The 13,896-nt window shown below is 47.3% G+C and carries 8 protein-coding genes and 1 pseudogene; 4 read left to right on the top strand and 5 right to left on the bottom strand.

Going from position 1 to position 13,896, the window contains the following annotated elements; genetic code table 11:
* Positions 1-36 precede the first annotated feature (36 nt).
* On the bottom strand, positions 37-1,641 hold the full coding sequence (pyrG, locus tag AAAT87_RS03325; RefSeq protein WP_296974150.1) for a CTP synthase: 1,605 nt from the start codon (positions 1,639-1,641) through the stop codon (positions 37-39).
* Between the two features lie 137 nt (positions 1,642-1,778).
* Between pyrG and AAAT87_RS03320 the strand changes: the two genes are divergently transcribed.
* Positions 1,779-3,056 carry a DUF3078 domain-containing protein gene (locus AAAT87_RS03320; RefSeq protein WP_349225609.1) on the top strand — a complete coding sequence of 426 codons (1,278 nt, stop codon included), beginning with the start codon at positions 1,779-1,781 and terminating at the stop codon, positions 3,054-3,056.
* Positions 3,057-3,126: 70 nt separating this feature from the next.
* On the opposite strand, the gene AAAT87_RS03315 is transcribed toward AAAT87_RS03320, so the two are convergent.
* Positions 3,127-4,317: a porin gene (locus AAAT87_RS03315; RefSeq protein WP_349225608.1), complete on the bottom strand. Its 1,191-nt coding sequence runs from the start codon at positions 4,315-4,317 to the stop codon at positions 3,127-3,129.
* A gap of 213 nt (positions 4,318-4,530) precedes the next feature.
* Positions 4,531-5,979 (bottom strand): annotated as a pseudogene (gene rlmD, locus AAAT87_RS03310) (23S rRNA (uracil(1939)-C(5))-methyltransferase RlmD); the annotation flags it as partial.
* 989 nt (positions 5,980-6,968) lie between these two features.
* Between rlmD and ppdK the strand changes: the two are divergent.
* Both ppdK and AAAT87_RS03300 read left to right on the top strand, forming a co-directional pair.
* Entirely contained in the window at positions 6,969-9,689 is a 2,721-nt protein-coding gene (gene ppdK, locus AAAT87_RS03305) for a pyruvate, phosphate dikinase (protein ID WP_349225606.1), read from the top strand.
* 721 nt (positions 9,690-10,410) lie between these two features.
* On the top strand, positions 10,411-11,058 hold the full coding sequence (locus tag AAAT87_RS03300) for a DUF3256 family protein (RefSeq protein WP_349225605.1): 648 nt from the start codon (positions 10,411-10,413) through the stop codon (positions 11,056-11,058).
* 159 nt (positions 11,059-11,217) lie between these two features.
* Here the strand turns inward: AAAT87_RS03300 and AAAT87_RS03295 are convergent, their stop codons facing one another.
* Positions 11,218-11,790: a chromate transporter gene (locus AAAT87_RS03295; protein ID WP_295024383.1), complete on the bottom strand. Its 573-nt coding sequence runs from the start codon at positions 11,788-11,790 to the stop codon at positions 11,218-11,220.
* Positions 11,791-11,855: 65 nt separating this feature from the next.
* Positions 11,856-12,389: a chromate transporter gene (locus AAAT87_RS03290; RefSeq protein WP_349225604.1), complete on the bottom strand. Its 534-nt coding sequence runs from the start codon at positions 12,387-12,389 to the stop codon at positions 11,856-11,858.
* A gap of 211 nt (positions 12,390-12,600) precedes the next feature.
* On the opposite strand from AAAT87_RS03290, the gene AAAT87_RS03285 reads away from it, so the two are divergent.
* On the top strand, positions 12,601-13,893 hold the full coding sequence (locus AAAT87_RS03285; RefSeq protein WP_089545101.1) for an MFS transporter: 1,293 nt from the start codon (positions 12,601-12,603) through the stop codon (positions 13,891-13,893).
* Positions 13,894-13,896: the final 3 nt, after the last annotated feature.

Genomic DNA, 13,896 nt, shown 5'->3' with positions numbered 1-13,896 from the left:
ATGCTGTGCCATTCTGCTGCCTAAAGCCAGCCTGCGCTATTTCTTGTTAGCGATGGCTGTCTTTACAAAGTCAACAAACAATGGGTGCGGCTTCAATACCGTGCTCTGGTACTCTGGATGATACTGTGTTCCGATGTACCACTTCAAGCCCGGGATTTCAACTACCTCTACCAGGTCGCTTTCCGGATTGCGGCCTACGCACATCATGCCGTGCTTCTCGAATTCCTTCTGGAATTCGTTGTTGAACTCATAGCGATGGCGATGGCGCTCCTGGATATGCTCCTTCTTATAAATATTGAACGCGCGACTGCCTTGTCTCAGTACGCATTCGTAGGCGCCGAGTCGCATGGTTCCACCCATGTTTGATATGTTTTTCTGCTCCTCCATAATGTCGATGACATTGTGTGGAGTCTTCTCATTCATCTCACGCGAGTTGGCATCCTTGTAGCCCAATACGTTGCGGGCGAATTCGATGACGATCATCTGCATACCCAGGCAGATGCCGAAGGTAGGGATGTCGTGGGTGCGGGTATAGTGGGCAGCGATGATCTTGCCCTCGATGCCGCGCTGGCCGAATCCTGGACAGATGACGATGCCGTCCTGACCCTTCAGCTGTTCAGCCACGTTCTCATCTGTGAGATATTCTGAGTTGATGAATGTAATGTTCACCTTGTAGTCATTGTAGGTGCCGGCATGCGAGAGACTCTCGCGGATGCTCTTGTAGGCATCCTGCAGGTCGTATTTTCCTACGAGACCGATGTTCACCGTCTCGGTGGCCTTGTTTCTGCGGTCGAGGAAAGTTTTCCATGGACCCAGCGCAGGCTTCTCGCCGATAGGCTCTCCCATTTTGCGGAGGATTGCGGTATCGAGACCCTGATTCTGCATGTTTACAGGTACCTCGTAGATGCTAGGAAGGTCTTCGCTCTGGATTACGCAGTCAATATCCACGTTACAGAAGCTTGCCACCTTCTTCAGGATTCCCTCTTCGAGATGCTTCTCGGTGCGGAGAATCAGAACATCTGGCTGAATACCTACGCTCTGCAGTTCCTTCACGGAGTGCTGGGTAGGCTTTGTCTTCAACTCGCCTGCTGCCTTGAGATAAGGCACATAGGTAAGGTGCACATTGACTGCGTTCTTGCCCAGCTCCCATTTCAGCTGTCGGATAGCTTCCATGTATGGGGCACTCTCGATGTCGCCGATGGTTCCGCCAATTTCGGTAATAACGAAGTCATAGTGATACTTCTTGCCGAGCAGCTTTACGTTACGCTTGATCTCGTCGGTGATGTGAGGCACCACCTGGATGGTTTTGCCAAGATAATCGCCACGACGTTCCTTGTCAATGACTGCCTTGTAGATACGACCAGTGGTGAGAGAATTCGCTTTCGTAGTCTGAATACCGGTGAATCGCTCGTAGTGTCCGAGGTCGAGGTCGGTCTCCATACCATCTACCGTTACGTAGCACTCACCATGCTCGTACGGGTTCAGTGTACCCGGGTCGATGTTGATGTATGGGTCAAACTTTTGGATAGTAATGTTGTAGCCTCTTGCTTGAAGAAGTTTACCGATGGATGAAGATATGATTCCTTTACCCAAAGAAGAAACCACACCACCGGTAACGAAGATGTACTTTGTATCAGCCACGATGTTTATAATTTAAATTAGAATTATTTGGGTGCAAAGTTACTATAAAATTATGAATTAGCCAAAATATTTGTAAAGAATGGCGTTGAATTTAGAATTATTTTGTTACCTTTGTGCCCAAATTAGTATATGAAGGAATGAAAATAAGATTTGGATTACTCATTTTAGCTTTGGTTGCGGGTGCAGTGACGGCATATGCCCAACGTTCCCGCAGGCATAATGTGGTGGTGAAAACTCCATCGATGGTGGAGAGTTATGTGGACTCGCTGGCTCACATCAGGGAGCGTATCGACTCTACTGAGATGTCTTCGGATGATTCCCGATATGCCATGCTCTTCACTCCACTCACGTATTATCGTTCACCTGCCAATCATTTCCTGCGCCTCCGTCCTGATGGAGGGGTAGGCGATTCGCTTGGCGTGATGCTCGATAAGACCTTGATGGATGTTTATCTCAGCCGACCAGACCTGGTGAAGACTACGCAGCAACACCTGAAAGAGGTGGGCGCTCCGATTGTGGCGGATTCTAAAGCCAGAAAGCCGAAGCGCGACATCATAGAAGAGGTGGCGCCTAAGGTCTTCGAACCGGAAACTGCGCCATCGGACATTGTAATCTTCAAGCCTAACTTTTGGACTTTCGGAGGTGATTACTATCTGCAGTTCCTGCAAAACTATGTGTCTGACAACTGGTATAAAGGTGGTGAGAGCAACTACTCTCTGTTGGGACGTGTAACGATGATGGCGAACTACAACAACAAGCAGAAGGTGAAGTGGGAGAATAAGCTGGAGATGCGATTGGGCTACCAGACTTCCAAGGGAGACTCGGTGCATTCGCTCAAGACATCCGACGACTTGATCCGATACACCAGCAAGTTGGGTCTTCAGGCATCCAGAAAATGGTATTATACCATCCAGATGGTGGCGCAGACGCAGTTTGCCCATGGTTACAAGAGTAATGACAAGAAGGTTTATTCCGATTTCTTCTCACCATTCAATCTGAATATCTCTGTCGGTATGGATTATACGGTAGATTGGTTGAATCACAGGCTGAAGGGTAGTGCCCATCTGGCTCCTCTGGCATTCAACTGGAAGTATGTGGGCCGTGAGGATCTTGCTACAAGATATGGTTTGAAGGAGGGACAGCATGGTATGACCGATTACGGTTCTGAGTGTATCTTCGATCTGTCGTGGCAGCTGATGGAGAACCTGAAGTGGAAGACCCGTCTCTGGGCATATACTACTTACAAGCGTGCTGAGATAGAATGGGAAAATACGATTACCTTCCAGTTCAATCGTTATATTTCATCTAATATCTTCCTCTATCCTCGTTTCGATGATGGAGCGCAGCGTAAGGATGATCAGAGCTATTGGCAGTTTAAGGAGTTCATGTCTATCGGATTCTCTTACTCTTTCTAGCAAGAGATTGAGCATATATATGATAAAGGCTCGTTCCTGTAATCACTGGAACGAGCCTTTATCATATCTGTTAGAAGCGGAAGCAGAACTCTGCGTCTGCCATGGAGTAATTGTGCTTGGCGAGGGTCTTGTCATTCACCAATGCATACTCGGTGAGGATGCTGATTCGCTTGCCGATGTGGAAGTTCAAACCTGCCTCATACTGGGTCTTCTGCATGTTGTTCTTGCCGTTAGGCTGATACATATCGTAACGCGCCTTGATATCGATTCGACTGTTCTTTGGCAGCTGTGCCAATGGGGCAATAACCAAGCCATATACACCCTGTGCCTTATCGCCAATCTTTTCATTAAGATTGCAGTCTTTGGCGTTGGCATCGTTGAAATTGGTGATGCTCTTGGCAAATGCCTTGCCGGTAGAGTGGATGTACTCAGAACGAACAGTCCATCCGTCTTTTTTGTATTCGAAAGAGAAGGCGTAGCGGTTCTGGTTCAGACTGCGAACCTCGTTGGTATGAGTAATCTCTTTGGTAGCACCAGGAGTTACGCTAGAGGTTGGGTCGGCTACGATTTCCGTCCAGTTTCCCTTTCTCGCATAAGAACCCGTCCATCCGAAGGCACCGATACGCATGCCGCTTACTGGCATTACCCATACACCACCAATCACATTCTTCTGATTATCAACGTCCTTGGTGTTGATTCCCTGTCCGTTGAATACACCAATCTGATAATGCAGCAGGTTGCGGCCGTTGGCATTCTTGAGGAAGTCACCCTGGAGCTGCAAACCGATGTCACGACCGTTGGAAGCGTGCTCTCCGGCACGGTCGCTGAAACCCGCCAACTTGCTCACGTTCTGTGAATATCCCATGAAGCCCTGGTCGATAGGATGCATCGGATTCTCGAAGGTAAATGGGTTCTTGAACTGACCAATCTTCACCTTGAAATAGTCGTACTTCTGCCATTCGGCAAACAGATCCACCATTCTTGGGCTGGCCCCCAGGTTGGAGGTGTTGCCGTTAAACTGAATCTGAGTCTTCCAGTAGAAGTCGTCTGCAATGCGACCCTCCAAGGCGATACGGCCCATTCGGATGTTGAACGAGTTGGACTCAGCGTTCTTCTGTCCACTATACTGGTACTGGGTCATGCCATATCCCGACAATTTCACATTGCTCAACCATGAAGGCAATTCGATGGTCTGCTTCTTTTGGGCGCTGGCTGAGACTGCCGTCAAAGCCATGAGCGCCAGGATGATACCTTTTTTCATCTTATTTCTATTTTGTTTTTAGGTTTATTTCTTTGCAGCAAGTTCCTCTGCTGAGAGGTCTTTCGCTTTAGCAGCAATCTCCTCTGCAGTCAAGTCTTCCGCTTTAGCAGCTTCCAATGCAAGCTTTTCAGCCTCCTTGGCAGCCTTGGCTTCAGCTATCGCCTTTTCTCGCTCTCTGCGCTCCTTCTTCTTCTGCTTGATTTCAGCATCTCTGCGCTTCTCGAGCAAAACCACGTTCTCTACGTGAGGAGTATGAGGGAACATATCTACCGGCTGAACGGCAGCCACCTTGTAGTGGTCGTCCATCAACTGCAGGTCGCGAGCCTGGGTAGCTGGGTTGCAGCTTACATATACGATGCGGTTAGGTGCTGCGTTCAGAATCACGTTCACTACATCAGGGTGCATACCGGCACGTGGAGGGTCGGTGATGATGACGTCTGGACGACCGTGCTGGGCGATGAATTCGTTGGTCAGAATATCCTTCATATCGCCTGCATAGAAGAGGGTGTTCTCAATGTTGTTTACCTGAGAATTCACCTTTGCATCCTCTATGGCCTCTGGTACGTACTCGATACCGATTACCTTCTTTGCCTTGTGAGCCACGAAGTTGGCGATGGTTCCGGTACCGGTGTAGAGGTCATAAACCAGCTCGTTGCCGGTGAGGTTGGCAAACTCGCGAGCCACGCAGTAGAGGTGGTAAGCCTGCTCGGTGTTGGTCTGATAGAAACTCTTTGGACCCACCTTGAACTTCAAATCCTCCATCAGCTCGAAGATGTGGTCGTTGCCCTTGAAGAGGCTGAGCTCCAGGTCGTTGATGGTATCGTTGCCCTTCTGGTTGTCCACGTACATGAGTGACGTAATCTGAGGAAACTTGTCAGCCACCTGCTGCATCAGCTCCAAGGCTCTCTGCTCATCACCCTCCTCATCATAGTGGAACTGGAATACGAGCATCCACTCGCCTGTGTTCGAATTGCGGATCATCATGTCGCGGAGCAATCCATGCTGCTCGCGAAGATCGTAGAAGTTATAGTTGTGAGAGTCTGCGTATTCGAAGACGAAGTTGCGGATTTCGTTGCAGAGGTCATCCATCAGCCAGCACTTCTTGATAGGATAAATCTTGTCGAAGGCACCGGTGATATGGAAGCCGATGGCATTCTGTGCGTGACGCTCCTTGAGTGAAGTTACGGTATCATCCTCTTTCTGAGGAAGTTGAGCCAACTCTTCTGAAGTAAACCAGCGCTTGTTGCTGCATCCGAACTCAATCTTGTTACGGTACTCCTGTGTCTTCACGCTGCCCATGATCGGGCGAAACTCAGGGAGCTCGATCTTGCCGATGCGGGTGAGCTGGTCTTCCACCTGCTTCTGTTTCGCCTTGATCTGTTCCTCGTAAGGGAGGTTCTGCCATTTGCAACCGCCACAGATACCGAAGTGCTCGCACATAGGCTCCTGTCTTACGTAGCTCTTCTTGATGAAGCGAACTACCTTCGCCTCGCAATACTTATGTTTTTTCTTAACTACCTGCAAATCTACAACATCGCCAGGCACGCAGAAAGGCACGAAGATGACCAGGTCATCTACGCGAGTGATGCACTTACCCTCGGCTGCTACGGCCTCGATGGTGATGTTCTCCAAGAGAGGTAATGGTTTACGTTTTCTTGCCATAATTCAAATTTGTTTTTTTATGGCTGCAAAGTTAATACATTTTTGCGAGAAACGAAAGAGTTGTCCCGTTTTTTTTCAGTCTTTGTCCCGGATGTTGTGAGGTAGAGAGGAATGAATGGTGGGGGAGATAGAAGGGGAAAGGGAAAGGAAAAGGAGAGAAAATGGAGAGAAAAAGGTGAAAAAGTGAAAGTGAAAAAGTGAATGGTGAACGAGGTGAATGGTGAACGGGGTGAATTTGATGAATATGATGTATGCAGCGAATGGCAAAAAGGTCAAAAGGTCAAAAGTGACTTTACATAAAAAGACGATGGGTTGCTGACTGGCTCTTGAATATTGTTGCTGACTGGTTCTTGAATATTCAGGTAGAAGATTTCTTCTATATATAATAAGGTAGTACTTACGCGCGTACATTATTATATGGATTTTTAATCCTTATTATAAGAATTCATTTTGCATTCACATTTACACTTTCAGCAGATTCACCCAATTCACCATTCACCACATTCACCTTTTCACTTTCACTTTTTCACTTTTGTCAAATGTGACTTTTGACCTTTTGCTCTTTTTGAATCTTCACCCATGCTTTCTCCCGCTGTCCCCTCTGAGCCCCAGTTCCAGGCGATGGAATCGCCTGTCCCTTTCCTCTCCCAGTGCCCATTTTCCTACGTCGCGACGTAGCAATTCCTGCGTCCCGACGTAATAATTCCCGCATTGCGACGTAGCAAAAAGGGGGCCTTGAGGGGAACTCAGCCTCTCAAACTGTCAGAATCTCTTTCTTTGTCAACTTATAAATTCCTCTCAATCGTTGCGTATTGATAGTAGATTGTTAAAAATAGTCCCGTGTGTGCGACAACAGTTTAAAATGTAATCTCGGGATAGCAAAAAAGAGTATAAAAGTTTGGTGGTTTCAAAATAATGTAGTATATTTGCATCATCAAAACAATTTGATAATAACTAGAATTATATAAAATTTTTGAACCTATAACAAAATGAACGAAAAAAGAGTTTATACATTCGGTAATGGACAAGCCGAAGGAAATGCGAAGATGCGTGAAGTTCTTGGCGGTAAGGGTGCAAACCTCGCCGAGATGAACCTTATTGGTGTACCTGTACCTCCAGGTTTCACCATTACAACTGATACTTGTAACGAGTATTATGAGGTGGGTGAGGAGAAAATCAAGGAGCTCCTTCAGGACGAGGTAATGGCTGCCGTGGCTCATACAGAGGCATTGATGAACAGCAAGTTCGGTTCCGTAGAGAATCCTCTCCTCGTTTCAGTACGTTCAGGTGCTCGCGCTTCTATGCCAGGTATGATGGATACAATCCTCAACCTTGGTTTGAATGATGAGGTGGCTGAGGGTATGGTCAAGAAGACCGGTAATCCTCATTTCGTTTACGATTCATATCGTCGTTTCGTACAGATGTATGGTGATGTTGTTATGGGTCTTAAGCCAGTTAACAAGGAAGATATCGACCCATTCGAGGCTATCATCGAAAAGGTGAAGGAAGAGCAGGGAGTTACTCTCGACAAGGACCTCTCTGTAGAGTCGCTCAAGAAGCTCGTTGAGCTCTTCAAGGCTGCTATCAAGGAGCAGACGGGCCAGGATTTCCCTACTAACCCAATCGATCAGCTCTGGGGTGCTATCTGCGCCGTGTTCCGTTCATGGATGAACGAGCGCGCTATCCTCTACCGTAAGATGGAAGGTATTCCTGATGAGTGGGGTACTGCAGTTTCAGTGATGGCGATGGTATTCGGTAACATGGGTGAAACTTCTGCTACTGGTGTTTGCTTCTCTCGTGACGCAGGTAATGGTGAAAACCTCTTCAATGGTGAGTATCTTATCAATGCACAGGGTGAGGACGTAGTAGCTGGTATCCGTACACCACAGCAGATTACAAAGATCGGTTCTCAGCGCTGGGCTGAGCGTGCTGGCATCTCTGAGGAGGAGCGCGTTGCGAAGTATCCTTCTATGGAAGAGGCTATGCCTGAGCTTTACAAGGAGCTCGACGCTCTCCAGGATAAGTTGGAGCACCACTATCACGATATGCAGGACATGGAGTTCACCGTACAGGAAGGCAAGCTCTGGTTCCTCCAGACACGTAACGGTAAGCGTACAGGTACCGCTATGGTGAAGATTGCTATGGACCTCCTCCACGAAGGTATGATCGACGAGAAGACTGCTATCCTCCGCTGTGAGCCTCAGAAGCTTGATGAGCTTTTGCACCCGGTATTCGATAAGCTGGCTCTCTCTAAGGCTAAGGTCATCACACAGGGCCTCCCTGCATCTCCAGGTGCTGCCTGCGGTCAGATTGTATTCCATGCAGACGATGCTCAGGAGTGGCATGAGGACGGCAAGAAGGTCATCATGGTTCGTATCGAGACTTCTCCTGAAGACCTCGCTGGTATGTCAGCTGCCGAGGGTATCCTTACCGCTCGTGGTGGTATGACTTCTCACGCTGCCGTTGTAGCTCGTGGTATGGGTAAGTGCTGTGTATCTGGTGCTGGCTCTATCAATGTTGATTACAAGTCAAAGACTGTTGAGATTGAGGGCGTAGTTTACAAGGAGGGTGATTACATCTCTCTGAACGGCACTACTGGTCAGGTTTATGCAGGACAGATTGAGACAAAGGCTGCAGAGCTTTCAGGCGACTTCAAGGAGCTGATGGATCTCTGCGACAAATATACAAAGATGGAGATCCGTACCAATGCAGATACTCCACACGATGCTGAGGTAGCTCGTGCATTCGGTGCCAAGGGTATCGGTCTGACACGTACAGAGCACATGTTCTTCGATGATCAGAAGATTGTTGCGATGCGTGAGATGATTCTGGCTGACTCTGTTGAGGGTCGTGAGAAGGCTCTTTCCAAGCTCCTCCCATATCAGAAGGCTGACTTCTACGGCATCCTCAAGGCTATGGATGGCTGCCACGTGAACATCCGCTTGCTCGACCCACCTCTCCACGAGTTCGTACCTCACGATAAGGCTGGTCAGGAGACCATGGCTAAGGAAATGGGCGTAAGCATAGAGGAAATCAAGAAGCGTGTGAACTCTCTGGCAGAGAACAACCCTATGCTCGGTCATCGTGGTTGCCGTCTCGGTATCACATTCCCAGAGATTACAGCTATGCAGACTCGTGCCATCCTCGGTGCAGCTTGCGAGTTGAAGAAGGAAGGTTACAACCCATGTCCTGAAATCATGGTTCCGCTCATCGGTACCGTTCAGGAGCTCAAGCAGCAGAAGGCTATCATCCTAGCTACTTCTAAGGAGGTATTCGCTGAGTACGGTGTAGAGGTAGAATTTGAGATTGGTACTATGATTGAGATTCCTCGTGCTGCCCTTACAGCAGGTCAGATTGCAGAGGAGGCTCAGTACTTCTCATTCGGTACTAACGACTTGACACAGATGACCTTCGGTTACTCTCGTGACGACATCGCTTCCTTCCTCCCTGCATACATGGAGAAGAAGATCTTGAAGGTTGACCCATTCCAGGTTCTCGACCAGGAGGGTGTTGGTCAGCTCATCAAGATGGCTGTAGAGAATGGTCGTGCTACCCGTCCTAACCTCCGCACAGGTATCTGCGGTGAGCATGGTGGTGAGCCATCATCTGTTAAGTTCTGCGCTAAGGTTGGTATGAACTATGCTTCATGCTCTCCATTCCGCGTGCCTATCGCACGTTTGGCTGCGGCGCAGGCTGCTGTTGAGGAGTAAATCTTTTCTGAAGAAGATAAGTACGATTAATAGATTAGACAATTTGAGAGGGAAGTGTTTCGCCAGAAACACTTTCCTCTTTTTCGTTTTTTTAGCGATTGTAGGATAGAAAAACAAGAAAAAACTTGCAGATTACAATTATTTTCTGTACTTTTGTCGGAAAATAGAGAAATATGGAAGGACTGGTTATGATTTATGCGACGATTACGGTCGTTGCAGGTGCTATAGCACTTTGGCTTCATACAAAATGGGGCAAGAAATTCTTGGAGAATCTCTAATGGATAAAAAATGCCGCAGTATCGCTATGTTTTAAAACAACGTTTACCAGCTGATGGGGAAGGGTAGAAGCCTGATTTTCCCGGCACGCCCTGAAAGGGCAGAAGCTCCTAGCCCAGGGCAGCGCCCTGGGTAATAGTTGTTGTAGCTCTGCGCCCTGTAAGGGCAAAAGCTTTAAAAATATAGCTGCAGTATGGAAGCTTTTGCCCTTACAGGGCGTAATTACCATCTCTATATTATCTATCCCAGGGTGTTGCCCTGGGCTAGGAGCTTCTGCCCTTTCAGGGCGTATGGGGCTTACTTGCGAAATTTAGTAAATAATTTAAAAGCTTCAAAAAATGAATACATTGGCTTTAACTTTCGCAATATGCTTAGTTCCGGCTACGGCATTTTTGATTTGGCTCTTTACTCCTTGGGGAAAGAAGTGGTCTAAGGAATTGTAGTGATGAAGAAGATAAAATATATATTATGCGCTTGCCTGATGATGGCAAGCTTGGGCATGGAAGCCAAGTCGATGAAGGACCTGCTGGTTTCGATGCCTGATGAAGTAATGCCTTGTCTCAACAAGAATATGCGACTCGAATTTGCTGAGTTGCAGGAGATGGGAGTGAAGGCTGAAGTGAAGAATCTCCTGGAAGAGGTGAGCGTGATGGATACGCTGACCCAGGACTTCGTGCAGATCCGTATGACCAAGGCTTCTACCTTGCAGATGAAAAAGTTGCCTGTGGAAAACGGAGATTCCGTGCTCTGCGTAGTCAAGACTTTCGCTGGTCCCGAGAAGGAGAGTGAGCTCTATTTCTATAATCAGGATTGGAGGAAGATGGATGCCACTCGTCTCCTGGATGGCAAGCGAATGGAGGATTTGGCAGAAAGCCTTATCCAGAAACCGGATACGATGAGCGAAACTCGTTTTGCAGAACTGAAGGCGATGATAGAACCGAGAATGGTGAGCGCCTTGCTTTTGCAGAACGAAAACTCGCTGGTTGTACGCCTGTCTTTGCCATTGCTTTCTGCTGATGATAAAAAGGCAGTAAATGCAATAAAATTGCAAAGAAGCTTTAAATGGAATGGAAAATCCTTTAAAGAGAGTTAATTCTTTGTAGGTTTTTACAATAAAATATGGTAAGTTGCAGGATTATTTGTAATTTTGCAGCATGTTTTTCATGGTATTAGATTATTAAGGTTAATAAAAGATTGGTTGTCGTGAGACAATCAATTTTTTTTTGTGCCTATTTGAAGGTGTTTGGGTTGTTTAGAAGATAAACAACCCGATGATTCCACAGATGAAAAGCAGCAATATCGGATTTGCCTTTTTGGCTTTGGTGAAATAGAATGCACCCAGGAACAATGCTACGCTGGCACCGAAAGCAAATGGATCTTCTGTTGGCGATCCAAAATTCTCCTTATTCATCAAGAGCACAGCTGCTGCAGCAATCAATCCGATGATGGCAGGGCGAAGACCTGCGAAGATGTCCTTCACAATCTTGGAATCCTTGTGAGTCATCAGATAACGGCTGATGAGAATCATGATGATGAATGGCAGCCACATGATTGAGAGGGATGCCAGGAAGGAACCCGCCCAGGCTGCCCAGGTAGGATAACCGGCATGAAGACAGGCGGTATAGCCCACGTATGTGGCGCAGTTGATGCCGATAGGGCCCGGAGTAGATTGGCTGATAGCCACGATATCCGTAAACTCGGCATTGGTGAGCCAATGGTTCTTTACTACGGTTTCGTTGTGGATGAGCGAAAGCATCGCATATCCTCCACCAAAATTAAATGTACCAATCTTGGTAAATATGATAAATAACTTCAGGAATAGCATTTTTCTTACTTTGAACTTTTAGCGTTGAATTTTGAACTTTTAGCGTTGAACTTTTAACTTTATGATTAGCTTTGCTTCTTGTACTTGCCATAAAGCCAGCCAAGCACGCCGGCAGCAATGATAATGTAGATAGGCGAGATGCCGAATGCAGCAATCAGCGCACAGCATACAAACGGAATCCAGATGTTGTAGCGGTTGATGTTCGCCGTCTTTGCCATCTTGAAGCAAGGAGCCGCAATCAGCGCCACCACAGCCGGACGAACACCCGCAAAGAACTTCGCCACCCAATAATTATCCTTAAACTGCTGGAAGAACATGGCGATGATGAGAATGGCGATGATAGAAGGCAGGGCGATGCCGACAGCCCCCACTATGCCACCCCATATACCCTTCATCTTGTAGCCGATATGGCTCGCCATATCAATGGCGAAGATGCCCGGGGTAGTTTGAGCCACCACCATGATGTCCATAAATTCCTGTTTGTCCATCCATCCGTTCTTATCCACGAATTCTCTCTCCATGATAGGTATCATGGCGTAGCCTCCACCTAGCGTAAAGGCGCCAATCTTATTACACGTTAGGAAAAACTTTAATAACATTTTATCTTTTGTTTTGATTTCGGCTGCAAAATTACATATTATTTGTTAAATAAACTAGCTTTTTTGCGGATAATCTTAAAAAATCTGCGTTCTTTAAGAGATTTTGTGTATCTTTGCAAGATATAATCTGCAATGGCGTATCCCTTGAGAAGGAGGACGCAGCAGACAGAAAAAGAATATTAAAACCATAAGGAAATATAATAATAAGAAAATGAATCTAAAAGTTCGCTTGGCGCTGATGAACTTTCTGGAGTTCGCAGTTTGGGGAGCCTATCTCACATCTATGGGCAACTATCTCGGCAAGGCTGGGATGGGTGCTGAAATCTCCTGGTTCTATACCATCCAGGGTATAGTTTCTATCTTCATGCCTACATTGATGGGTATTGTTGCTGACAAGTATGTGCAGCCGCAACGCCTCTTGGGCTATTGCCATCTCCTGGCCGGCTTGTCGATGATAGCTCTTTTCCTGATGGGAGAGGCGAGTGCTACTCCTAACGAGACTGTCTTCATGACGATCTATACCTTCAGCGTAGCTTTCTATATGCCTACGCTGGCGTTGTCAAATACTTCGGCATTCACCATTCTGAAGAATCATGGACTTGATACCGTGAAGGATTTCCCTCCAATCCGCGTCTTCGGTACCGTAGGATTCATCCTTACCATGTGGATTGTCAACTGTGCAACCTGGGATAATGGTTCGTTTATGTTCCTCTTTACCGAAAATGCACATAAGTTCCAATATACCCACTTCCAGTTCCTGGTATCTGGAGTATTGGGCATCGCCCTCTTCCTCTACTGCTTCAGCCTGCCACAGTGCCCGTTGGTGAAGAAAGAGGCACGCAGCTGGATGGAGACCTGGGGCTTCGATTCCTTCAAGCTCTTCAAGAGCCGCGAGATGGCGATGTTCTTCATCTTCTCGGGTCTGCTGGGTATGAGCCTGCAGGTAACCAATGGTTATGCTACTCCGTTCATCACCAGTTTCAAGGGCGATCCTTCGATGCTGGATACATTTGCAGCCAATAATGCCACTCTCCTGGTTTCTATCTCCCAGGTGGCAGAGGCACTCTGCATTCTCCTGATTCCATACTTCCTCAAGCGCTATGGCATCAAGGTTGTGATGCTCATTGCTATGTTTGCATGGGTATTCCGCTTCGGATTCTTCGGATTGGGTAACCCTGCTTTCCCAGGCGTAACCCTCTTCATACTCTCATGTATCGTCTATGGTGTGGCATTCGATTTCTTCAATGTGTCGGGTGGACTGTTCGTAGATCAGAAATGCGAGCCTAAGGTGCGTGCTTCTGCTCAGGGACTTTTCATGCTGATGACCAATGGTTTGGGAGCCTCTGTTGGCACAATTCTTGCAGGACAGGTGATCAACCATTATTGTCATTGGGAGAATGGATATTTGATGGGCGATTGGCAGACTTGCTGGTTTATCTTCGCAGGTTATGCACTCGTGGTCGGTGTTGCCTTTGCCGTATTGTTTAGACCAAAGAAAGGATAATGA

This window comes from Segatella sinensis, from assembly GCF_040095255.1.
Lineage (GTDB): Bacteria > Bacteroidota > Bacteroidia > Bacteroidales > Bacteroidaceae > Prevotella > Prevotella sinensis.
The sequence above is the reverse complement of the archived record's forward strand: the minus strand, read 5'-3'. Positions and strand labels throughout refer to the sequence as shown.

Bases quoted from the DNA above. Each gene is read 5' to 3' on its own strand.
- AAAT87_RS03315 (WP_349225608.1), bottom strand. From the start codon at position 4,317: ATGAAAAAAGGTATCATCCTGGCGCTCATGGCTTTGACGGCAGTCTCA.
- AAAT87_RS03290 (WP_349225604.1), bottom strand. From the start codon at position 12,389: ATGTTATTAAAGTTTTTCCTAACGTGTAATAAGATTGGCGCCTTTACG.
- AAAT87_RS03300 (WP_349225605.1), top strand. From the start codon at position 10,411: ATGAAGAAGATAAAATATATATTATGCGCTTGCCTGATGATGGCAAGC.
- AAAT87_RS03285 (WP_089545101.1), top strand. From the start codon at position 12,601: ATGAATCTAAAAGTTCGCTTGGCGCTGATGAACTTTCTGGAGTTCGCA.
- ppdK (WP_349225606.1), top strand. From the start codon at position 6,969: ATGAACGAAAAAAGAGTTTATACATTCGGTAATGGACAAGCCGAAGGA.
- AAAT87_RS03295 (WP_295024383.1), bottom strand. From the start codon at position 11,790: ATGCTATTCCTGAAGTTATTTATCATATTTACCAAGATTGGTACATTT.
- AAAT87_RS03320 (WP_349225609.1), top strand. From the start codon at position 1,779: ATGAAAATAAGATTTGGATTACTCATTTTAGCTTTGGTTGCGGGTGCA.